General features: G+C 37.5%; 21 protein-coding genes. 10 read left to right on the plus strand and 11 right to left on the minus strand.

Going from position 1 to position 23,678, the window contains the following annotated elements:
• The first annotated feature begins 63 nt into the window (after window positions 1-63).
• From V7Q04_RS06625 to trmA, 3 genes are all read left to right on the plus strand, one after another.
• Window positions 64-1,578: a B12-binding domain-containing radical SAM protein gene (locus V7Q04_RS06625; RefSeq protein WP_333804158.1), complete on the plus strand. Its 1,515-nt coding sequence runs from the start codon at window positions 64-66 to the stop codon at window positions 1,576-1,578.
• A 24-nt stretch (window positions 1,579-1,602) separates the two neighbouring features.
• Entirely contained in the window at window positions 1,603-2,313 is a 711-nt protein-coding gene (locus V7Q04_RS06630) for a DUF445 domain-containing protein (RefSeq protein WP_333804159.1), read from the plus strand.
• Between the two features lie 149 nt (window positions 2,314-2,462).
• Entirely contained in the window at window positions 2,463-3,566 is a 1,104-nt protein-coding gene (trmA, locus tag V7Q04_RS06635; protein WP_333804160.1) for a tRNA (uridine(54)-C5)-methyltransferase TrmA, read from the plus strand.
• An 18-nt stretch (window positions 3,567-3,584) separates the two neighbouring features.
• Here the strand turns inward: trmA and V7Q04_RS06640 are convergent, their stop codons facing one another.
• On the minus strand, window positions 3,585-4,769 hold the full coding sequence (locus V7Q04_RS06640; protein WP_333804161.1) for a methyl-accepting chemotaxis protein: 1,185 nt from the start codon (window positions 4,767-4,769) through the stop codon (window positions 3,585-3,587).
• 122 nt (window positions 4,770-4,891) lie between these two features.
• Between V7Q04_RS06640 and V7Q04_RS06645 the strand changes: the two genes are divergently transcribed.
• Both V7Q04_RS06645 and ilvA read left to right on the plus strand, forming a co-directional pair.
• Window positions 4,892-5,326, plus strand: a complete 435-nt coding sequence (locus V7Q04_RS06645; protein ID WP_333804162.1) for a CoA-binding protein — start codon at window positions 4,892-4,894, stop codon at window positions 5,324-5,326.
• A complete protein-coding gene (gene ilvA, locus V7Q04_RS06650; protein WP_333804163.1) occupies window positions 5,326-6,537 on the plus strand; it encodes a threonine ammonia-lyase in 1,212 nt (403 codons plus the stop codon). The genes V7Q04_RS06645 and ilvA overlap by 1 nt, the downstream gene beginning before the upstream one ends.
• 32 nt (window positions 6,538-6,569) lie before the next feature.
• Here the strand turns inward: ilvA and V7Q04_RS06655 are convergent, their stop codons facing one another.
• From V7Q04_RS06655 to V7Q04_RS06675, 5 genes are all read right to left on the minus strand, one after another.
• On the minus strand, window positions 6,570-7,022 hold the full coding sequence (locus V7Q04_RS06655) for a hypothetical protein (protein ID WP_333804164.1): 453 nt from the start codon (window positions 7,020-7,022) through the stop codon (window positions 6,570-6,572).
• A 26-nt stretch (window positions 7,023-7,048) separates the two neighbouring features.
• A complete protein-coding gene (locus V7Q04_RS06660; RefSeq protein WP_041957597.1) occupies window positions 7,049-7,795 on the minus strand; it encodes an amino acid ABC transporter ATP-binding protein in 747 nt (248 codons plus the stop codon).
• 8 nt (window positions 7,796-7,803) lie between these two features.
• On the minus strand, window positions 7,804-8,889 hold the full coding sequence (locus V7Q04_RS06665; RefSeq protein WP_333804167.1) for an amino acid ABC transporter permease: 1,086 nt from the start codon (window positions 8,887-8,889) through the stop codon (window positions 7,804-7,806).
• Window position 8,890: 1 nt separating this feature from the next.
• Window positions 8,891-10,045 carry an amino acid ABC transporter permease gene (locus tag V7Q04_RS06670; RefSeq protein ID WP_333804168.1) on the minus strand — a complete coding sequence of 385 codons (1,155 nt, stop codon included), beginning with the start codon at window positions 10,043-10,045 and terminating at the stop codon, window positions 8,891-8,893.
• Window positions 10,046-10,110: 65 nt separating this feature from the next.
• Window positions 10,111-11,139, minus strand: a complete 1,029-nt coding sequence (locus V7Q04_RS06675; protein ID WP_333804169.1) for an amino acid ABC transporter substrate-binding protein — start codon at window positions 11,137-11,139, stop codon at window positions 10,111-10,113.
• 432 nt (window positions 11,140-11,571) lie between these two features.
• Here V7Q04_RS06675 and V7Q04_RS06680 point away from each other — a divergent pair, with 432 nt between their 5' ends.
• From V7Q04_RS06680 to V7Q04_RS06690, 3 genes are all read left to right on the plus strand, one after another.
• Complete coding sequence (locus V7Q04_RS06680) at window positions 11,572-13,659, plus strand: methyl-accepting chemotaxis protein (RefSeq protein ID WP_333804170.1); 2,088 nt, start codon at window positions 11,572-11,574, stop codon at window positions 13,657-13,659.
• A gap of 72 nt (window positions 13,660-13,731) precedes the next feature.
• On the plus strand, window positions 13,732-15,096 hold the full coding sequence (locus V7Q04_RS06685) for a class II 3-deoxy-7-phosphoheptulonate synthase (RefSeq protein WP_333804171.1): 1,365 nt from the start codon (window positions 13,732-13,734) through the stop codon (window positions 15,094-15,096).
• Between the two features lie 78 nt (window positions 15,097-15,174).
• Window positions 15,175-16,062 (plus strand): cation diffusion facilitator family transporter, encoded by an 888-nt coding sequence (locus V7Q04_RS06690; protein WP_333804173.1) that lies wholly within the window; start codon window positions 15,175-15,177, stop codon window positions 16,060-16,062.
• 3 nt (window positions 16,063-16,065) lie between these two features.
• On the opposite strand, the gene V7Q04_RS06695 is transcribed toward V7Q04_RS06690, so the two are convergent.
• The 5 genes from V7Q04_RS06695 to V7Q04_RS06715 are packed head-to-tail and all read right to left on the minus strand — an operon-like array spanning window position 16,066 to window position 19,262.
• The gene (locus tag V7Q04_RS06695) at window positions 16,066-16,344 is read right to left on the minus strand and encodes a DnaJ domain-containing protein (protein WP_333804174.1); all 279 of its coding nucleotides are present in this window, start codon (window positions 16,342-16,344) and stop codon (window positions 16,066-16,068) included.
• An 11-nt stretch (window positions 16,345-16,355) separates the two neighbouring features.
• Window positions 16,356-16,976 (minus strand): DedA family protein, encoded by a 621-nt coding sequence (locus V7Q04_RS06700; RefSeq protein WP_333804175.1) that lies wholly within the window; start codon window positions 16,974-16,976, stop codon window positions 16,356-16,358.
• Between the two features lie 17 nt (window positions 16,977-16,993).
• Window positions 16,994-17,392, minus strand: a complete 399-nt coding sequence (locus V7Q04_RS06705; RefSeq protein ID WP_333804176.1) for a desulfoferrodoxin family protein — start codon at window positions 17,390-17,392, stop codon at window positions 16,994-16,996.
• 59 nt (window positions 17,393-17,451) lie between these two features.
• Complete coding sequence (locus V7Q04_RS06710; protein ID WP_333804177.1) at window positions 17,452-18,030, minus strand: ATP-binding cassette domain-containing protein; 579 nt, start codon at window positions 18,028-18,030, stop codon at window positions 17,452-17,454.
• Complete coding sequence (locus V7Q04_RS06715; RefSeq protein ID WP_333804178.1) at window positions 18,027-19,262, minus strand: glutamate-5-semialdehyde dehydrogenase; 1,236 nt, start codon at window positions 19,260-19,262, stop codon at window positions 18,027-18,029. Before V7Q04_RS06715 ends, V7Q04_RS06710 begins: the two co-directional genes overlap by 4 nt.
• A 118-nt stretch (window positions 19,263-19,380) precedes the next feature.
• Here V7Q04_RS06715 and V7Q04_RS06720 point away from each other — a divergent pair, with 118 nt between their 5' ends.
• Window positions 19,381-20,334: an NAD(P)-binding domain-containing protein gene (locus tag V7Q04_RS06720; RefSeq protein WP_333804179.1), complete on the plus strand. Its 954-nt coding sequence runs from the start codon at window positions 19,381-19,383 to the stop codon at window positions 20,332-20,334.
• A gap of 17 nt (window positions 20,335-20,351) precedes the next feature.
• Complete coding sequence (locus V7Q04_RS06725) at window positions 20,352-23,678, plus strand: hypothetical protein (protein WP_333804181.1); 3,327 nt, start codon at window positions 20,352-20,354, stop codon at window positions 23,676-23,678.

Genomic DNA, 23,678 nt, shown 5'->3' on the forward strand with positions numbered 1-23,678 from the left:
TATAATTAACACATATATTTACAGCTATTTGCAATCGTTTTTAAATCCCAATAATGGTACTTCATGAAAGAAATTCTCTTAACAACTTTTAATGCACGTTATACCCATACTTCCATCGCACAACGCTATCTCTTTGCCAATCTCGAAGAGCTTCAAGAAAAAGCAAAAATACTTGAATTTGTCATTAACTCTCAAGTCGTAGATGCAGCAGAAGAAATTCTTAGTTATCAGCCAAAAATTGTAGGTATTGGAGCGTACATTTGGAATGCTTTGGAGGTGCAAGAACTTATAGCCATTCTTAAAAAAGTAGCCCCTCATATTCTCATTGTTCTTGGTGGTCCTGAAGCGAGTCATTTTCCACATCGCGTTGATTTTAGCGGAGCGGATTACATCATTCAAGGAGAGGGGGATATTGCTTTTTATGCATTGTGTAAAAAACTTCTTGATGGCAAAACTTCAAGTGAACGCATCATCAAATCGCCTATGGTCAATCTAAGCGCCATTAAACTTCCTTATGACTACTATACAGACCACGACATCAAAAACCGTTACTGTTATGTGGAAGCCAGCCGTGGGTGTCCATTTACGTGTGAGTTTTGCCTCTCTTCTGCCGATAAAAAAGTACGTGACATCGAGATAGAGCGTTTCATAGGCGAACTTGAAAAGCTGTGGCAGCGAGGAGTTCGCAATTTCAAGTTTATTGATAGAACGTTTAATCTCAGCATTGAAAATGCAACGAAACTTTTGGACTTTTTCCTCTCTAAGACAGAAGAGTATTTTGTACATTTTGAAGTCATACCAGACCATTTTCCAGCAGTACTTCGTGAAAAAATTGCCAAATTCCCTCCAGCAGCTTTGCAACTAGAAGTTGGCATTCAAACGCTTGATCCTGAGATTTCTAAAAATATTCACAGACGTTTAAATATTCCTAAAATTGAAGAAAACCTTGCCTTCTTACAACAACAAACCCATGCACACTTGCATGTTGATCTCATCATTGGTTTACCAGGAGAAAGTCTGGAGGGCTTTGGGCGCAATTTAGACAAGCTCTACTCCCTCACGCAGTGTGAAATTCAAATTGGCATCCTCAAAAAGCTCTCGGGAACAACGATTTCAAGACATGATGAGATCTATGGTATGGTCTATTCAAATAAGCCGCCTTATGACATTTTGCAAAATAGACTGATTCCTTTCAAAGAGATGCAAAAGATGAAACGCTTTGCCCGCTTTTGGGACATGGTCTATAATAGCGGCAATTTTAAAAGAAGTGCAGCATTGTTATGGCAAGAGGGCAAAGTGTACAACGGCTTTTATGCTTTTAGCGAATGGCTTTATGCGCAAACAGAATCTACATGGCAGATTTCACTCGATCGTTTAGCACAACTCATTTTTCGTTATCTTTGTGAAGAGATGGGGCATGATGAAGAGAGCATTAAAGCGATGTTGATTGATGACATAATGACCGTACGTGGGCGAAAAATGCCTTCATTTTTGCGTGAAAATTATGTACCGCAAGAAGAGCAAAAAGAGGGCACTTTAAAACCCAATAAACGCCAGTTAAAACATGCCACAGTATAATGGCAATTTTTTTAAGGAGATAAAATGAAAATTGATAAAAGTTGGTGGACGGACATCATCAGTGTTGGATTTATTGCGATTGCATTTGTGTTACCAGAGCCTTATGCACACTGGTCATTATTGACAGGTCTTTTTGCCTTTTCAGGTGCCATTACCAATCAAATTGCCATTCATATGTTGTTTGAAAAAGTACCTTTTTTGTATGGTAGTGGAGTCATTCAGCTACAATTTGAGGCATTTAAAGCATCTATCAAAAATTTGATGATGGATCAGTTTTTTACAAAAGAGCAACTTGATGCATTTTTTGAAAAAGAGGAAAAAACGTTTGATTTAACGCCTATCATTGCTGAAGTAGACTTTTCACCTGCCTTTGATGCGCTGACTAAAACGGTAATGGAGTCATCATTTGGTGGAATGCTCGGTATGTTTGGAGGCGCTAGCGCATTAGAAGGGCTTCGAGCACCTTTTAGTGAGAAACTGAAAGATTCAATCCTTGAAATCAGTGAAAGTAATGTATTTCAACAAAAAGTAGCACAAAGTATACAAAATTCATCACTTACTGATGATATGTTAATTACGATTGAACAAATGATTGATGCAAGGCTCAATGAACTGACCCCACAGATGGTGAAAGAGATTGTTCAGAATTTTATTAAAGATCATTTAGGCTGGTTGGTTGTTTGGGGTGGATTTTTTGGTGCATTAATCGGTCTCTTATCGACGCTCATTTTATAATACATATAATTTTACATAAAATATTAAAAGTACCGAAGGTGTGGGCTTTCTGACAAAGAAAACTCAGTGTTTAACGTAGCTTGAGAAGCTTGGCTTTGAAAGTGTATTAAGAAGAGTTCGGTAAGAGCTCTAACTAAAAAAGGAAATTAATGGAGTGTTCGTATTTTGGGAAATGTGGTAGTTGTACGCTTTACACACTGGACTATAACGCGCAGTGTGCGCATAAACAAGAGGCTATGCGTACACTGTTTGCACCTTTACATGTAAAAGAGTTTGACTTCTTCACATCACCCTCAGAACACTACCGTGGACGCTCTGAATTTCGTATTTGGAAAGAGGGCGATACAATCAGTTATGCTATGGGTGCAGTTGATAAAAAGGGTGCTGTTTGTATTGAAACATGCCCTAAAGTCGAGATGAAAATTTATGACATTATGCCTAAGCTTTTAAAACAGATTGAGAGTTCGCTCATCCTTCGAGAAAAGATTTTTGCTATTGAATTTCTAGCTTCTTCTGAACACCTTTTAGTCACACTTATTTACCATAAACCGCTTAAGGAAGAGTGGGATAAGGAAGCTAGGAAATTAGAGGAGATGTTTGGTGTTTTTGTCATTGGACGAAGTAGGGGTATTAAACGTATTTTGAGTCAAGATTTTGTCGAAGATCGTTTTGATATCGCTGGTAAAATGTATCGTTACCACATTATTGAGGGTGGTTTTTCGCAGCCTAACCGAGCGATGAATCAAAAGATGATTAGTTGGGTTTTACGTCATCTTGAAAACTGTGAAGATTTGTTAGAACTTTACTGCGGTTATGGAAATTTTACGATTCCTATGGCTGGAAAATTTAAAAAGGTTTTAGCAACTGAGATTTCGAAAACATCTATCACTTCGGCACTTCAAAACTGCGAGCTTAACGACATAGACACTATAACTTTTTTGCGCATGAGTGCTGAAGAACTCACTTCCGCACTTAAAAAAGAGCGCGAATACAATCGTTTAAAGGGCATTAATTTAGAAGATTATCGTTTTAGTCATGTCTTTGTTGACCCACCTCGCGCAGGCATGGATGAAGCTAGTTTAGAGTTTATCTCACAGTTTGAGAACATCATCTACATTTCGTGTAATCCTGAAACACTTAAGCGTGATTTGGAAGTTTTAACGAAGAAGTACGCCATTCTCCATTTTGCTCTGTTTGATCAATTCCCAAATACAGAGCATTTGGAGTCTGGCGTTATTTTAAAACGTATCTAACCTTTCAATTTAGAAAGGTTAGATTTTAAAAAGCTCTAGCTTAGAAGCAAGTGCCTTAGAGAGATTTAAAAGCTCTTCAGAAGAGGTATTGAGATTTTTAACATCACCACTGTTTTGCAGTGAAGACTCATAAATCTGTCCAATGTTTTGAATAATGTTTGTGGTATTGACCGAAAGTTTTTGTGATACTTCGGATGCCAAACGAGATGCATCAGAAGCTTGTTTAATAACGGCTTCTGTATTGCTTATTTTCTCTTCAACATCTTCAGAATTATTCGCAATTTTCTCGATAAATTGGTAGTTTTCACTCATCTGACCACTGGCATCTATAATATTTTGAACAATGACATTGATGGTTGCATTAATCTCTGTAAGGCTCTTTTGTGTACGTTCTGCTAGATTGCGTACTTCATCGGCAACAACGGCAAATCCACGTCCATGTTCACCTGCACGTGCTGCTTCTATGGCTGCATTAAGCGCTAAAAGATTAGTTTGATCTGCTATATCAGAGATAACAGTTAAAACATTTTTGACTTGGTTAGCATCGTTACTGAGTTGTTGTAGACGCTCTGCGGTATGCGATTCAACTTCTGAAGCTTTTTGAATATCTTCTACTAAAAGTTTGATCTCTTTAGCACTTACATTTAATGTTTCGGATGCGTTTAAAATGTCATGACTGGTTTGAGAAGCATTGAGTGTGGCTTGTTCTAAAACGACTTTCATGGCATCGCCTAGATCTTTTGTTCTTTTAACAAAATCACGCTCTTCAGCCATGCGCTTGTCTACTTCATGCGAAATAGTGGAAAATTGACGTGCCATCTCAGCACTTTCTTGAGAAGACTTTGTTGATACAACAACGGTGGAATGGATTTTTTCAATGAATTGATTGATATTTTGTGATAAATCTGCAATCTCATCTTTGGAATTGATAACAATTCGCTTGGTAAGATCACCACTTCCTTTTGCAAGGTCAAGCGTGATAGAGGATAAAGCATCGATTGAATTGGTCATGCTGATCACCATAACACGTGTAAAAACGAAGAAAAAGATCATCCCGAAAAATGAGCCCGCAATCAAAATGAGTCGCTCGTTACCTGTCAATAAAAATGCCACCAAAACGATATTTGCCATAAACCCACACAAAGTTCCAAGGGCTAGCATCCATCCCTTTGTTTTAATCTTGATTTGATTCAAAAAAAACATTCTTCCTCCTTAAATGTAAACGAATTGATTATAACAGATTCATAGACCAAAAGCCAATGGATAATCGCGACAAAAGATAGTCTGTGATATACTCCACGTTTAAATTTTTTAAAGGAGCAATAATGGAATGCGACATTTCAAATATTAGCATGCCTGGTGATGCAGGCATTAAAGACATTTTTTCGATGTGTAAGAGTATTGCCATTATTGGACTATCTCCTGATCCAACCAAAGATAGCCATAAAGTGGCACGTTACTTGCAAGAACGTGGGTTTAAAATTTATCCGATTTATCCTAAAGAAGAGATGATTTTAGGTGAAAAAGTCTACCGAAGTCTTTTAGATATTCCTGAAACAGTGGATATGGTAGATATGTTTCGTAAACCTGAAATCGCCGATAGTTTAATCGAGGAAGTTTTAAAAAAAGGTGACGTGAAAGTCTTTTGGTTACAACTGGGCATCATCAATAATCAAGCCTGTGCTAAAGCACAGGAAAACGGCATCATTGCTGTACAAAATCGATGTACCAAAGTAGAATATGAAAGGTTAATGAAATAATGATAGCTCTTAGTGAAATAGTAAAAGCAAAACGACAACTCAGCAATGTTGTTACAAAAACCCCTTGTGTATTAGCTCCACATTTAAGTGAAGAAGTGGGCGCACAAGTGTTTCTTAAAAAAGAAAACCTCCAAATAACGGGTGCGTATAAACTTAGAGGTGCCTATAACAAAATAGCCTCTTTGACGAAAGAAGAACGTGCAAAAGGTGTTATTGCTGCAAGTGCAGGTAACCACGCACAAGGTGTAGCGTACAGTGCACGTAGTTTTGGCATTAACGCAACCATCATTATGCCAGAAGCAACGCCTCTTCTAAAAGTTACTGGAACAAAAGCACTTGGGGCAGAAGTCATATTAAGCGGTGATAATTACGATGAAGCGTACGCTTATGCACTGACCTATGCAAAAGAACATGGACTTACCTTTATTCATCCCTTTGAAGATGATGTTGTCATTGCAGGGCAAGGAACAGTTGCATTAGAGATGATTGATGAAATCAATGACCTTGACATCATTGTTGTTCCAATAGGCGGAGGAGGGCTCATTAGCGGTATGAGTTCAGCCATCAAGCAGATAGACCCAAAAATTAGAGTGATTGGTGTTAACGCAGGCGGTGCTCCCGCTATGTACGAGTCATTTTACGCTAAAAAAGCGATCAACTCTAAAAGTGTCCGTACTATCGCCGATGGTATCGCTGTACGTGATGTAAGTGAGTCTAATTTAGCGCATATCTTAGAGTGTGTCGATGAAGTGGTTACGGTAGATGATGAAGAGATCGCTGCAGCTATTTTGTTCTTGCTTGAGCGTCAAAAACTTGTTGTTGAAGGTGGAGGGGCGGCGAGTGTCGCAGCCATTATGCAACAAAAATTTGCTTTTACTAAAGATATGAAAATAGGCGCAGTTTTGAGTGGTGGTAACATCGATGTGCAAATGCTTTCTGTTATCATCGAAAAAGGTTTGATTAAATCGCACCGTAAAATGAAGTTGGTCATCACACTTATCGATAAGCCGGGGTCACTGATGCGCCTGACTGACTTATTTAAAAATGCTAATGCCAATATTATTCAAATTGACTATGACCGCTTTTCAACCAAGCTCTCTTATGGTGATGCTCAGATTACGATTATGCTTGAAACCAAAGGTGCTGAACATCAAGAATCCATCCGTGGACTTTTAAAAGCAGCAGGGTATCTGTTTACAGAAGAGGTTTAAAAAATCAAAGTGAGGTTAAGCCTCACTTTGATTTAATCGAGTTGTTCATAGGCTTCTAAAAGTGTCTCACGTAGAGCATCTGAAAGTGCTTCACCATCGACACAATACTCTTTGAGAAAAACATCTAAATTACTTAAGAGTTCAAAAAGATCGGCTTCGATCTCCGTTGAACTCTTCTTTTTTGCCATCATTGTCTCAAAAAAGACCAATTTGCGAATAAAATTAGAAAGTAACTCAAGCGCTTCTTCCTCATTTTTCCCTTCCAAAAGTTTGAAAGGGCGCTCACTGGGTGATTTAGAACTATCAAGGCTCTGTTTGATTGCGCGTACGTTTTCTTGAATGATTGCAGAAAATTTGGCATAACGTTCATAGGAGTTTTGGTCAGCAAAGGTATCAAGTTTACTCGTTAACTTGCCTATTTGCTTAACCAAAACAAACGCAACCATCGCAACTATCATCAGAACAGGAATCAATTGTTCCATCATTTCTTATCCTTACATGTAAAACAAAATCAGTGCGATAAGATTTGCTCCAAAAAGAGTTTAAGTCGATCTGACTCAGGATTTTGGAAAAACTCTTCAGGTGTGTTTTCTTCGACAATTTGACCAGCATCCATAAAGATGATTCTATCGGCCACTTTTTTTGCAAAGCCCATTTCGTGGGTTACACACACCATCGTTTTATCTTCGCGTGCTAATTCTATCATAACATCCAAAACTTCGGCAACCATTTCAGGGTCAAGTGCCGAAGTTGGCTCATCAAAGAGCATAATCTTAGGGTTTTTACACAAACTACGTGCAATTGCCACACGTTGTTGTTGTCCGCCTGAGAGTTGATTTGGGTATTTGTGTGCTTGGTTAGCAATACCAACACGTTCCAAATACTTCATAGCCATCGCTTCAGCTTCTTTACGTGGCATTTTTCGAACCCAAACAGGTGCTAAAGTAAGGTTATCCAAAATCGTTAAGTGTGGGAAGAGGTTAAAGTGTTGGAACACCATTGCCACTTCTTCACGAATCGCTTTGATCTTTTTAACATCATTCACAAGTTCAATGCCATCAACAATAATCTGTCCTTCTTGAAACTGCTCAAGGTAGTTGATACAACGAATAAGGGTTGATTTACCAGAACCTGATGGTCCACACACAACGATGATTTCACCTTTATTGATTGTAAGGTTGATGTCTTTTAAGACGTGGAAATCACCATACCATTTGTTTAAGTTTTTAATTTCTATGATTTCTTTTCTATCTTTCATCTTCTATCCTATCTCAAATTGGTATTAAATCGTTTTTCAAGCTTTTGGCTAAAGTTAGACATCGAGTAACAAAAGAACCAAAAAATAAAGGTAACAAACACATAGCCTTCTGTTTCATAACCCAACCAGTATGAATCAGCAGCACTTAAACGTACCATTGCCAGTAAGTCAAAGAGCCCAATGATAAGTACCAATGTGGTATCTTGGAAAAGGGCGATGGAAACACCCACAAGGTTAGGAATAGCCACTTTTAGGGCTTGAGGGAGAATGACTAAAAACATCTTCTGCCAGTACGAAAGCCCAATAGCATCAGCAGCTTCATATTGTCCTTTGGGGATTGATTGTAATCCACCACGAATATTTTCAGCAATATACGCTGCTTCAAACATCGCAATACCAATAAGTGCTCGAAGCAATTTATCAAATGTCATTCCCTCAGGAAAGAAGAGAGGCAAAATGATCGATGACATAAAAAGAATGGTAATGAGTGGAACACCACGAATAAATTCAATGTACGTCACACTGATACTTTTAATAATCGGTAAATGTGAAGCACGACCAAAGGCTAACAGAACACCGAGTGGAAATGCTGCGACAATACCAACAGCTGCTACCATAATGGTGAGCATTAATCCACCCCATTTATCAGTAGGAACCGCTTCCATACCAAAGAAACCACCGTGTACCAAGAAAAAGCCAACTATAAAATAGACATGGGCTAAAGCAATCTTTACCAATGGGCTCTTAAGATATTTAAACGCTGCTGCCAACGCAAAAAAGAGTCCATAAATGGTATTGACTCTCCATCTTAGATCTGAGGGATAAAAGCCATACATAAACATATCAATCTTCATGCGTATAAATACCCAGCAAGCGCCTCCACTCACACAATCTTCACGTGTCGTTCCTACAAAATTAGCATTGATATATGCCCATTTTACAAAAGGAGGAATAATCCAAAAGAGTACCATAACACCTAAGAGTGTTAAAGCTACATTTAAAGGTGTTGAGAAAAGATTTTCTCTGAGCCAAAATGTTAGACCTTTAGTGCTAGAAGGAGCTTTTCGTTCATTAATTTTGTTATAAATTGCCATCTTAACGCTCCTTAATCTTCATTTTGTGGTTAAACCAGTTGAGTATAGCAGATACAACTAAACTGATGACGAGATAAACGAGCATCGTCATAGAGATGATCTCAATAGCTTGTCCCACTTGGTTTAGGGATGTTCCTGCAAAAACAGTAACAATTTCAGGATAACCCACCGCTGTTGCCAAAGAGGAGTTTTTGATGAGATTAAGATACTGATTAATAATTGGAGGAATTGCGATACGAATCGCTTGGGGTAAAACAACCAATTTTAAAGATTGATACGGACTAAAGCCCATAGAAACAGCCGCTTCTTTTTGGCCATGACTCACAGCTTCAATGCCGGAGCGTACAGCTTCTGCAATAAAGGTAGCCGTATAAATCGTTAGAGCAAAGGTTAACGCTAAAAACTCAGGTGAAAGTGTTTTTCCCCCTTTAAAGTTAAAACCTCTGAGCTCTGGAAAACTAAAGTTAAGGTGTGCTCCGCCAATAAAGTAAGCCAATATTGGGAAAAGAATGAACATTCCTATCGCAAATGGAAATACGGTTAAATCTTCGCCTGTTGCTTCTTTACGTCTATTTGCCCAACTATTAAGCATTATAGAAGCTAAAAGTGCAACAAAAAGGCTTGCAAGGATCGTAAAGAATGTTGCATTGTATTCAGGAAGTGGAAAGTAAAGACCGCGATTGTTGATAAAAACAGTCTCAAAAAAACTATAGCTCTCTTTAGGACTGGGCATGGCACGTAGAACCACGTTGTACCAAAAGAGTATTTGAAGGAGAAGCGGTATATTTCTAAAAAAATCGATATATGCTTTTGCGAGTTTTGCAATGAGCCAGTTTTTTGAAAGCCTTAAAATACCGATAATAAGTCCTACAATTGTTGCACATAAAATACCGACAAAAGCGATAATAATGGTATTAAGAAGTCCAACAATGAAAACGCGTCCATGTGTATTTTCTTCAGTATAAGAGATAGGGGATTGATCAATACCAAATCCTGCTGTTCCGTTCAAAAAGCCAAAGCCTGTTTGAATCCCTCTTTGTTCTATATTGGCAACGGTATTGCTTCCAATATACCACAAAAAAGCAACTAAGCCAATAACGGTCAATAGTTGGAAAAGAATCCCTCTAATCTTTTGATTTCTCAAAAGTGCTAACATACGTGTCCTTTATGCTTTGAGATTAAGGGCAGAAATTCTGCCCTTATAAGTCTGTTTATAATCTATTATCTAAAAGGAGGAGCGTATTGTAATCCACCATGATTCCAAAGCGCATTGTAACCTCTTGCAATTTTAAGAGGTGAGCCTTGTCCTACAGTACTTTCAAATGATTCACCGTAGTTACCCACTTGTTTAATGACGTTAAACGCAAAATCTTTCTTAAGACCAAGATTTTCACCCATTTGACCTTCAACACCTAAAAGACGCTTGATGTCTGGATTGTCAGATTTAAGCATTGCATCAACATTTTTACTGCTCACGCCTGCTTCTTCAGCTGTGAGCATTGCATAAGAGACCCATCTAACGATGTCAAACCATCTTCCATCACCTTTACGAACAACTGGTCCTAAAGGTTCTTTTGAGATAACTTCTGGAAGAACGATTGATTCTTCAGGTTTTAAAAGTTTGATTCTCAAACCGTAAAGTTGTGATTGATCTGACGTTAAAACATCACATCTTCCACTTTCATACGCTTTAATAACTTGGTCATTGGTATCGTATGAAACAATTTTATATTTTAATTTATTTGTTCTAAAATAATCCGCTACATTTAACTCTGTTGTTGTGCCTGTTTGAAGACAAATTGAAGCACCATCAAGCTCTTTTGCACTTTTGACGCCTAGCTTTTTAGTGACCATAAAGCCTTGCCCATCATAATACGTTACACCTGTAAAGTTTAGCCCCAAAGAAGTATCTCTGGTCTCTGTCCATGTTGTATTGCGTGAGAGCATATCGATCTCGCCTGATTGAAGCGCTGTTAAACGCTCTTTTGCATTAAGGGCAATGTATTTTACTTTTTTGGCATCACCAAAAACAGCAGCAGCTACCGCACGGCATTGGTCAACATCGATACCTTTATAGATACCGTCACTTCCTACTTCAGAAAAGCCTGGTAATCCACCATCAACACCACACTTAACAAAACCTTGTTTTTGAACCTCTGCTAAAGTATCGGCACTGAGCGCTGTTGTGCCAAGCCCCAAAACGGTAATCGTTGCTAAAGAGATTTTAGCGAGTTTAGAATGTAACATCATTATCTTCCTTTCTAAGTTGATATGAAGAGAATTCTAACACTAAATTTTATTTTTTGGCGAAAAAATTGCCTATTTATTAATCAATATGTCACAGTGTGTAAAATCTCTATTTTTTTTACCAATATTCACTTTTTGCATATTGATTGGTTATTTTTTAATCACTAATTACATTGAAACACTTTCATCTTTTTTGTATAGTAAATCGTTGTGTTTTTAGTTATACAAAGCTTTAAAAATACGACACTATAATAGTTTTATTTTAGTATGATTGCTTCATTAACGAGGGCTATATTACTTTTATGTCACACAAATAGACTGTCTATTTTTTCTGTGATATATAAAGTTCTAAAATAATCTATTGCTTATGATTAAAAATTAATCAAAATTAACCTATGAAGGAGCCTTCCCTTGTTGTCATTTAAAGATACATTCATGATTCTGCCAAAGTGGCTTAGAAATAAAACAATGCTCAGTGCTGTAGAAACTGCCTTTGATGGAATTGCTCAAACCCGTAAGCGTATTATGATTGAATGGGCAAATGAAGTATGGCGAGAAGTGGAAAACACTGCCATTCTTTTAGAACAAGAGGAGAGTGACGTTCTTTCTATATTAAATGAGCAAGAAAAACTCAGTGAAACGATTTTGGAGTATTATATTTTAGACAGTGCGAAAAAGATGCTTTTTAGCTCAGCAAAAAGAGTGATTAAAGAGTACCGCTACGATGAAAGTGCTTTGGGTGAAGCTCTGGACTATATTTTATTAGGATCATCACACCTCCTCTTTGGTCCTTATATCGATGATGACACACTCTTTTTCAAGCCTAAAGCTTCGACATTTCATGACCGTGTAACACTCTCATTCATGAAAAGTTTTAAAATGAATGGTGAAAATCATATTTTGATTGCACGTATTTCAAACGATACACTAAGCGATCTTATTCAAAGAGAAGCAGGACACATTTTTAAAGAATCCGGCGATAATTACCTTTTTATGATCGAGCCTTATTTTAATAAAAACATTAAAACAGGTACAGCACTTTCACGATCACGTTTTGAAGACAACACCTTTAGCTTTGGCGAGAACCTAAAAGAGGGTGTGCATACAGAACAAGGGATTATATCTATCAAACAGCATACAGAATTCGAAATTGTCTTTAATGATCCTGCAACCAACGCCTTGCATCCAGGGGTTGCTAACACCATTAAAAAAGGAACCAATCTTTTTTGTGAATACCCTGGTTATCCTGATTACCGAGGCATTGCTGTTATCGGTAAAGGTATCACGGTAGCACTGCCTTACAGTTTAGATAAATGGGGCATGATGTGTGAGGGCGATCTTTTAGAAGTCTATGACATTATGCAGTTTCGTCATAAAATCTATGCCAAAATGAGCTTATTAATTGGTATTTTTATTCCAAGTTGTTATATGGTGACATTGACATTTATGCCATTTTTAAGTCGCATACAAGAGGTTGGGCTGATTACATTAGCATCACTTTTGATGATCTTAGGGATGATGGGCAAGGAGCTTTCTGATTTTTTTGCTAAATATGCTTCTTTACGCGCGCTTTTACAGGGCTTTGTTGAAGGGGATGGGGACATTACAAAACGTGCAGACCTTACTAAATTTGCAAAAGATGAAAACAGGCGTACGGCTATTTGGATTAACAGTGTCATTGACATTTTTGATACCATTCTCAAAAAAACAAAAACATCACTCATTAATTTACTCAATCTGAATCAACATCTGACCAATACCATTGTGGTAACAGGTAAAAAGATTGAGCAAATTGGGGTTAGTATTCAAAATATCGTTTCACATATACAAACACAAAACACTTCTATCCAAAGCTCTGTGGATAAAGCCGATGCCATGAGTCAAAAAATAACCCAAACCCAAACCCAAGTTGCAACCAGTCTTGGCAATGTTGAATCTTCTATCGGCAATATCAAATCCATTGCCGGTGAAACAACGCAGATTATTTTTACACTCGAGCACAATGTTGCAGAAGTATCTTCGATGATCGAAACGATTAAAGATATTACCGATAAAACCAATCTACTCTCGTTAAATGCTGCCGTTGAAGCAAGTAGGGCGGGAGAGCAAGGACGCGGTTTTGCGGTTGTGGCAGAAGAAGTAAGAAAACTTGCCGACATGACCGATAAAGCAACCGTGCGCATCGAAGCCATTGTGCATAGTATCAACGAAAATGTGAATGAAGCACTTTCAAGTATGCAAAATGTTAACAATACGGTGGATAAAGGCATCGAAATCTCAACGCAGTCATTGCATAGCATTGATGCTATTTTATTGGATCAAAAAGAGGTTATTTTAGCGATGAAAGATGATGTCTATAAAATCTATGAAGACTCAAAAAATACAATGACCCATGCCAACGCTATCAGTAGCGAAGTTCGTGAACTTACCCATCTCAATCATCAGGTTAAAACGATCTCAGACAGCGTAACACACCATGTTAATTCATTGAGCAAAACTGTAGGACAGTTTAAAACTTCATAAGAGGTCATAACCATTCAATTGTCTTTAAAGCCAATATCATTATAATAAGTAAAATTCAATTAAGGGTCATTTATGAGTTCTTGGACGCGTGCATCATGGAGAGAAAAACCAATTAAGCAACAACCATTGTATACCAATCAAGAAATGCTGAATAGTGTTGAGCAAGAACTGAGCAAATATCCACCCCTTGTTTTTGCAGGAGAAGTGAGACAACTCAAAGCTTCATTGGCAGATGTTGTTCATGGTAAAGCCTTTTTACTTCAAGGTGGTGACTGTGCGGAGAGTTTTGCTGAGTTCAATGCAGTTAACATCCGTGATATGTTTAAAGTTATGCTTCAAATGGCAGTTGTTTTAACCTTCGCGGGTGGCTGTCCCATCGTTAAAGTAGGTCGTCTTGCAGGGCAGTTTGCAAAACCAAGATCATCCGATTATGAAGAGTTTGATGGCATTTCACTTCCAAGTTACCGTGGTGATATTATCAATGACATCGAATTCACTGAAGATTCTCGTATGCCAAACCCAAAACGTATGCTAAAAGCTTACAATCAATCTGCTGCGACAATGAACCTTTTACGCGCCTTTTCACGCGGTGGTTTAGCCGATCTTCACCAAGTGCATAAGTGGACACTCGGCTTTGTTTCTGAAAGTCCTTTAGGGGAACGTTACCAACATCTTTGTGATCGCATCTCTGAGACTTTGGCATTTATGGAAGCGTGTGGCATTACTTCTGCTAATACCCCAAACATCAACGAAACAGTGGTATATACTTCGCATGAAGCGCTTTTATTGAACTACGAAGAAGCACTCACACGTCAAGACAGCATTACCAATGACTGGTATGACTGTTCAGCACACATGCTTTGGATTGGAGATCGTACACGTGATGTAGATGATGCTCATGTTGAATTCCTCACAGGTGTTAAAAATCCTATTGGGATTAAAGCGGGACCTACCATGACAGCTGAAGGCTTGATGAAACTCATCAACAAACTCAATCCTGAAAATGAAGCGGGACGCCTTAATATCATCGTAAGAATGGGTGCTGACAAAATTGAAAAAGAGTTCCCAAAACTGGTTCGTGCTGTCAAAGAAGCGGGTGCTGAAGTTTTATGGAGTATCGATCCGATGCACGGCAATACCATCAAAGCGTCAAACAACTATAAAACACGCTCATTTGATGAAGTGTTGCGTGAAGTCAAAGGCTTCTTTAAAGTGCATGAAGATGAGGGTACTTTCCCTGGCGGCGTTCACTTAGAGATGACAGGTCAAGATGTAACAGAGTGCATCGGTGGCGCACAAGAAATCACCGAAGAAAACCTCGCTTGCCGTTACCATACACAATGTGACCCACGCCTTAACGCTAACCAAGCATTGGAGCTTGCTTTCCTCATTGCAGACTCTCTCAAAGCCGCTCGTCAACGATTTTTATCACACTAAAAACTTCTTTACACGTAAAGGTAAAATCTTTACGTGTAAAATTTCGCTTCCTAACAATGAGTCTTCAAAGGATTTTAAATGTCAAAAAGTGTTAAAGCTGCATTATTTGCCAATGGTGTCATAGCCCTGTCCAAAGGTGCAGCAGCATTTTTTACAGGCTCTGCTTCGATGATGGCAGAAGCCATTCATAGTACCGCCGATTGTGGCAATCAAGCATTGGTTATGGTAGGTGAGCGTCAAGCGGCAAAAGGCAAGTCAGAAGCGCACTCTTTTGGGCAAGGAAAAGCAAACTTCTTCTGGTCATTTGTTGTAGCAGTTGTACTTTTTTTACTGGGTGGTTTGTTCTCGGTGTATGAAGGATTTCATCGCATCCAAAATCCACAACCTATTGAAAATCCTTTACTTATTTTAGGCATAATTATTTTATCGATCTTACTAGAAGGGAGTGCATTAAGAGTTGCACTCAAAGAGAGTAATACCACATTTAGCGATATGTTTTCAACCATCAAAAATAGCTCATCCTCTCATATTTTAGTTGTCTTAATTGAAGATACTGGCGCACTGATTGGTTTGGTTATTTTAACATTAGGATTAGTTTTATCGGTTTTTGTTGACCCTGTTTTTGATGGTATTGCGGCATTACTGATTGGAACATTGCTTATTGGACTCTCAAGTGTTTTATTTATTGAACTCAAAAAGTTGCTCATTGGTGAAAGCCTTGATAGAGAAACAACCAAACAGATCAAAAACCTGATTAAAACCGAATCAAATATCTTGATTCATTTAAATGCCGTACGAAGTATGTTTGTAGGTTCTAATGAAGTTTTATTGATTATCTCGATGAATGTTAAAGATGATGCCACAGGGCATGAAATAGAACAAGATATTAGTGAGCTAAAAAACAAAATACAAACGATGCTAAAACAACATAAAATGCAAATCTATGTGGATGTATTTGAGTTTTAAAACTTATCTTCCACTGAGCCAATCACTCTTAGAAAATGGATACTGTTTTTTAAACTCTGCTTCATCAAAATCAAAACGATAATTTTCCATATATTCTTTGATTAAGCAATATGCATCGTTAATTTCTTGAAATTTTGCCGTATTACCAGTAGCTGCATCTGGGTGAAATTCTTTGGAAAGTGAGAGATAGAGTTTGTGAAGGGTCTTTTTATCAGTCTTGGCGACAACACCCAAGGTTGTGAGTGCTTTTTCAAACGCATCGTACTCAAAACCCTGAATCATCATCTCTCCTTTTAGAACTTTTTAGCCCTGTGGTTACGTTCTTTTTTCTTATGAATCGCAATATAAATAATTGCAGCAATGATGATAAAAACAACAACAGCAATGGTGATCGTATGTAAGTGTTCGTTCAACAATGCCTCGTTCTGGCCAAAGAAATAGCCTAAAAATGTCAATATACTGACCCAAATGCCTGCACCAAATCCTGTGTAAAAGCAAAAGATGCCAATGTTCATACGTGCCAAGCCAGCTGGAAGCGATATGTAGTGACGAATAACAGGAATAAGCCTTCCTGTAAATGTTGAAAATGAGCCATGCGTTTTGAAAAAACGTTCTACTTTTTCTAAGGTTTCAGGCTTAAAAAAGAAATAATGTCCATACTTTAAAATGAGCCTTCGACCCAATTTTACAGCCAAATAGTAGTTCAACAATGCTCCTGCGATACTGCCAAAAGTTCCTAACAAAATCACAATCCATAACTCCATCTCACCCTTAGCACACAAGTACCCAGCAGGAATCATCACCACTTCGCTTGGAAGCGGAAAAATGCTACTTTCAATAAGCATCATAACAAAAATTCCAAGGTAGCCTAAAGCTCCAACCGTCTGTACAATCCAATCAATAATAACGTGCATATAACTCCCAATAACTTTTAGTTTTTTTCATTTACGCGTACTTCGACATCTTCACTTTGCCATAAACCGTGTTTGGTACAGTAGCATTGGGCATTGAAATGATAGACATCTTTATTGGGTACAATTGAAAAAGCGACTTCTGCATTACCACGATGTTCATCAGCACTGACAATGCAAGCGGCCAGTTCAACTTTAGCAAGCATATGATCAGCATCGAAGAGCGTAATAGTTGATATATAGTGGTTAAAATCATCAATATGGGCATGTTCACTTCCAACACGAACACGCACAAATAAGGGCACCCCTTTTTGTGGTATGCCATCACAAAAAATATAAGGCGTATGTTTATCGATAAAATCTTTGCGAGATTCACGTTCTTCGGGACTAAATGTTTGTGAAGTGAAAATTTTTGGCATTATTTATCCTTCTTTTGAGTTGTGCAATCCTACAATGAATCGCTTTAAAAATAAAATATTTAATTTTTTAATTCAATCATTTTATCGCTACACCATGATGCCAAGTTTTTATCATGCGTTATAAGCAAAATGCCAACACGATCTAAAAACTGTATCAACAGTTGCATAACATGTAACCCTGTTATATTATCGAGTGCCGAAGTTGGTTCATCGGCTAAAATAAGGGAAGGTTTCATCAATAATGCTCTTAATATAGAACATCTTTGTAGCTGTCCACCACTGAGTTGATGGGGCTTTTGAGCCAAAACATCAGGATCAAGATCAAGTGAATGACAAAGCTGATGCAGTCCTTCAAGGTGTGCTACATCGCTGATTTGGTTGATAATGGTGTAAGTCGGATGAAATGATGTGTAGGGGTCTTGGAAAATTTGTGAGAGTTTGAGTGCCGTGATCGTGCCATTTTTTGCTTTCAGATTTCCTGCAATCAACTCAAACAAAGTACTCTTTCCACTTCCACTCGCTCCTAAAATCGAAACGACTTCTCCCACATTGACCGCTAAAGAGAAGTCATGGTACAAAAGCTTGGAATTTGGGTATCCAAAAGTAAGGTTTTCAATACGCAAAACCTCTGTATTCATGCGCGAATCTGACCTTTACCATAGACTTTAAATTTATAGGTAGTAAGATCATTGATGCCCATTGGACCTCGTGCGTGAAGTTTGTTGGTACTGATGCCCACTTCAGCGCCAAAACCAAATTCGCCACCATCGGTAAAGCGCGTTGAAGCATTGACATACACGCAAGCAGCATCTACTTCGTTTAAAAAGCGTTCTGATGTTGTGTAGTTTTCACTTAAAATTGCCTCAGAATGCGAAGAGCCAAACTCGGCAATGTGAGCAATGGCTTCATCAATACTCTCAACTATCTTAATCGAAAGAGCGTTACTTAGGTGTTCTGTATGAAAGTCTTCATCATTTGCAGGCTTGACATGTAAAAGTTTTTGTGTTTTGACACAGCCTTTTATATCAGCACCCGTAAGATCAAGTGCTTCTTTCATACGTGGTAAGAAATTCTTGGCAATAGCTTCATGCACTAAAAGTGTTTCAAGCGAATTACATGCACTTGGTCGTTGGCATTTTGCATTCAGTACAATCTCAATGGCTTGCTCTAAATTCGCCTCTTTATCCACATACGTATGGCAAACACCTTTGTCATGTTTGACTACGGGGACAGTGGCATTTTCACTGACAAAACGAATCAGTGCTTCACCGCCTCTAGGAATGATGAGATCGACGAATTTATCCATTTTAATAAGCTTTGCAACTCCTTCACGACTCGAATCAGGTAGAAGTGAAATAATCTCTTTAGGAAGGTTATATTTTTCAAGAACATCTTGGAGAAGAGAAGCGATGATTGCGTTGCTGTAAAATGCTTCTTTGCCACCCTTAAGAACACAGGCATTACCACTTTTAAAACAAAGCGCCGCCGTGTCGCTGGTAACATTGGGGCGACTCTCATAAATAATACCTACAACACCAATAGGAATGCTTACTTTTTCAATCCTTATACCACTAGGTACAACCCAACCTTCTAAGACACGACCAACAGGCTCTTTCAAGGCTGCAATTTCACGAATTGCTTTTGCCATCTCACTGATGCGTTTGGTGTTGAGTAAAAGTCTGTCCACCAGTGAAGCACTGAGATTATTGTTTTTTGCCTCTTCTAAATCTTTTTGATTCTCACTTATAATGGTTTCACTATGTGCTTCTAAAATATCTGCCATATCCATCAAAACATCAATTTTTGTTTTGGGATCAAGTGTTGCAATAATACGACTAGCAGCTTTAGCGTGTTTGAGAAAAGTTTGCACGTTTTTTCCCTTAAAATGGAATTTATCGAAGATTTTACCACTTTTGTATTTAATATGTCATAAGTAAGTTCGGGGTATAATAGTTAACATTAGAAGATAATTACACAAGGACATAAGAATGCAGCAAATTTACGATTTAGTCATTATTGGTGGTGGACCTGGTGGTATTGGTGCAGCAGTTGAAGCTAAGGCGCTTGGTCTTCAACATATTATGATGATCGAAAAAGGCGATAACCATTCACAAACGATTCGCAAGTTCTACAAAGACAACAAAAGAGTTGACAAAAACTATAAAGGTCAAGAGATCGAACTTCATGGAAATATTGATTTTCGTGATGGTACTAAAGAGAGCACTTTAAATTATTTTGACTCACTTCTTGATAAAGGAGAGATTGACTCTGCATTTAACAGTGAAGTTGAGAGTATTACAAAAGAGGGCGATGAATTTCATATTGTTACGACTAAAGCTGGATATCGTTCAAAGTACGTCATTGTTGCCATTGGAACAATGGGAAAGCCAAACAAACCTGACTATACACTGCCTCTTTCACTTAAAGAACGTATTAACTTTAACCTTGATAAATGTTCACAAGGTGAGAAACTTCTCATCGTTGGTGGCGGAAACTCTGCGATTGAATATGCCATTGAGCTTTCAAAAACCAATAATGTAACCGTGAATTACCGTCGTGACACCTTTAGCAGGCTTAATGACATTAACCTCTCTATGATTCATGAATACAATGGTGAAGAAAAACTCCGTTTGCGCCTTGGTATGGATATTGTATCAATCGAAAATGAAAATGGTTTAGTAAAAGTCAATTTTACCGATGGATATCATACGATTTATGATCGCGTTATTTACGCTATTGGCGGAACAACACCGGTTGATTTTCTTAAAAAATGTGGTATTACATTTGATGGTGAGGGAAAAGCAGAATTTGATGAAAATTTTGAAACCAAAACTAAAGGGCTTTATTTAGCAGGTGATATTGCAGTTAAAAGTGGTGGATCTATTGCTATTGCACTTAATCATGCATACCACATTATGACACATATTTTAAAATCAAAATAAATTAAGGCATCTCTTTAATGGCAAAAATTGCTCTCTCTACTTCGCAGATTATTAATATAGTGCTTGGCACAATCATTGTGGTTGGAAGTCTCGCAACTGCTCGTTACAGTAACTTTGGCGGAGTCTCTTTTGATGACTTAGGTGAACAATATATCAGCAAAAGTGATGTGAAATTTAGTGATCTTCCCCTTGAAGAACAAAAGCACTACATTAACAAAGACGCAACGATAGAGCAGAGTAAAGATGGCAATCTCTTTGAAGATGAATACCTTGATGAGCAAGGAAAGCCTATTGCTGATTCTGAGCTGACCAAACAAGATTTTAAGCGCATGATTAATCGCCTGCAAAAGACATTGCTTTTTGTTCAACATGACAATCTTTTATTGGCAAATGAGAAGAATGAGCTTTCTAAAAAAATAGATGACCAACAAAGCGAACTTGAAGAACAACGTAATCAATGGACAAATAAAAATACTGAACGTCTCAATGAAGCAGAGCAACAACATTATCGAAACATCAGCGATCTAACCATGAAAATCAATGAAGTACAAAAAGAGAATGTTATCATCGCTCAAAAAGCCAATATTGAAGCTAATACGCTGAAAAGCCAAATCGAAGAACTCAAAGCGAAAGCAATTGAAGATGAAGAGAAAAAACATTTAGCTATCAAAAAAGCACGTGAAGAAGAACAAGCAAAGCTGGGCGATTATAAAGAAAAAATAAAGTTTTTAAATGACCAAATTGTTCTTTTAAATGAACAAATCAATACCAACAATGAAACAGCCAAAAATGCTTTTGCACGTAAACAAGATGAAATTAATAAGCTCAAAGAAGAGATTGTATTTGCCGCAAAAGAGAAAAATGATCTTATGAGCAAACAGACGCAAACATTGGTTATTAACGAGCAAAAGCATAAAGAAGAGATTGGCAAATACACCAATACGATTGAACAGCTCAAAGTCGATACTGAAAAACTCATTGCCAAAAATCGTCAAGATATGGCTTTGCAAGATGAGGATCATCTTAAAAAAATGGCATTTCAAGAAGAAAAAATTAAAAACATCAATACGGAACTTGCAAGTTCCAAAAAACATATTGATGCTTTAATGCTTGAGAGTGAAAAAGACTTTAACAAATTCAGAACCTATCTTGAAGACGAAAAGAGACTTAATAAAGAACTTACTATTGCCAATAAAACACTTGAAGAAAATGCTCAAAATATTGAAAAAACCCTTAATGTTTCTATCTTAAAACTCAAAGAAGAGATTGCTAAAAGAGAAAATTCTATTAAAGAGTTGAACGATAAAATCGTATCTTTAAATAATGAAAAATTGAACTTTGAAGCAGAAGTTAAAAAACGTGTTGATGAGAATGACAAAATTCACAATAAAAATTATAAAGTGTTTAATGAAAAAATTGCCAATTTTGATGCATCTAAAAAAGAGCTAGTTGATAAGCTTGATAAACAACTCAATGAATACAAGGCAACGGCAAAAGAGAACGGGGAGCGTATACAATTTCATATCAATGAACTTACCTCTGCGAACAATGAACTTAAACTTAAAAATGATGAGAAAGAAAAAGAGCTTCAAGGCTTAAAAACACAAATAGTCGCGTTTAAAACAGAGAGTCAAAAAATAAAAGAGAGCGATGAAGGTAAACTCAAAGAGCTTCGTGCTTCTTTAGACGACCTTAAAATGCGAACGAGAGAAAAAGAAGGTGACTACCTCGCTAAAATACAACTTCTTCAAGCAGATCTAAAAGAAAAAGAGTCTGCTATTGCGTTAAATAAAAAGGAAGAAGCACTTAAAATAGCCACTTTAGAAAAAGAGATTAAAGCTAAAGCCATTGAAGTTCAAAAAATTCAAACAGAGAATGCCCGCAATGAAGGTGCGATACAGTCATTACAAGTGAAACTCAAAGATGCTGAAGACAATGCTACCAAAGCAACCAATAAAAATGTGGAAGAGCTAAGAGCAAAAGTGGCAACTTTTGAGAAAAATCGCCTCAATGAAGATACAAAAATGGTTGGACTCAAAGACGAACTGCGCCGCAAAGAGATCGAATACTTAGACATTATCAAAGAAAAAGACAAAGAGATTAAAGCTAAAGAGGCAACACTGGTTGCCAACAAAGAAGCAACCAAAAAAATAGAAGCTCTGAAAGTCTCAACAGATGAAAATCTTACTAAATTCAAAGAAGATTTCAAACAGCAACAACTTCAAAACTTAGAAGCGATTAAAGCACTCAAAGGTGAAATTAAAGCGAAAGAGACTCAGTTAGCATCTTCTTCTAAAGAGGAAACACTCAAAAGTATAACGCTGGAAAAAGAGTTAAAAGCAAAAGAGATGCAACTCTTGGCAAGTAAAGAAGAGATGAAAAAAATTGAAGCACAAAAAGCTTCCAATGAAGAGAAACTTGTCAAGTTAAAAGAAGAATTTAAAGCACAACAAATACAAGCTTTAGAAGCAACGAAAGCATTGCAAACAGACCTGAAAGCGAAAGAGAGTCTTCTTGCATCTTCTTCAAAAGAAGAGACGCTTAAAAGTATAGCGTTAGAAAAAGAGCTCAAAGCAAAAGAGGCAACGATAATTGCCAATAAAGAGAATTATAAAAAGACAGAAGCAATTAAAGCCTCATTGGAAGAGAACTTGACAAAAATCAAAGAAGAGTTCAAACAGAAAGAACTTCAACATCTTGAAGCAACCAAAGCATTGCAAGCTGAGTTAAAAGCAAAAGAGACGCAACTTGGAGCAAGTAAAAAAGATGAAACGCTCAAGATTATTGCACTTGAAAAAGAGTTGAAACAAAAAGAGAGTATTTTGGCACAAAACCAAGATGAGTTTAATAAGCGTATGGCTTCCAATGATCAAATCATTAAAACATTGAATGAAAAAATTAAACTTTTAGAGACAACAACACCAAAAATAGCTACGGCTAAAACATCAGCACCTGCTTCTAAAGGCCAGAAACTAACAATGATTGACAAAGTGACCTGTACCGATATGGGCACAGGTGTCAATGCCATTTCTGAAACATGTAAAAAAGAGGTTCAAACATTCCTTTCGAAATATGACAGTACGTATTTCTTTGAAGTTGCGCCTATTGTCGATAATGGTGGCTTTGCATCTTTAAAACTGATCAAAAATAAAAAAGTAGGCGTTGAAGATGCTGAAATTGACCGAATTAGTGGGCTTGCAAATATTGGACTTGGAAAAGCACGTGCCAAAGCGGGTGGTGAACTTGTTGAATCTTATGTAGGTGAGGGTGCTAAAATCAGCTACGCACTTTCAAATATTGAGCAAGATAAAGCAAAAGGCTTCCAGATCAGGGTGTATCATTAA

It is taken from the genome of Sulfurospirillum sp., assembly GCF_036802865.1.
GTDB lineage: Bacteria > Campylobacterota > Campylobacteria > Campylobacterales > Sulfurospirillaceae > Sulfurospirillum.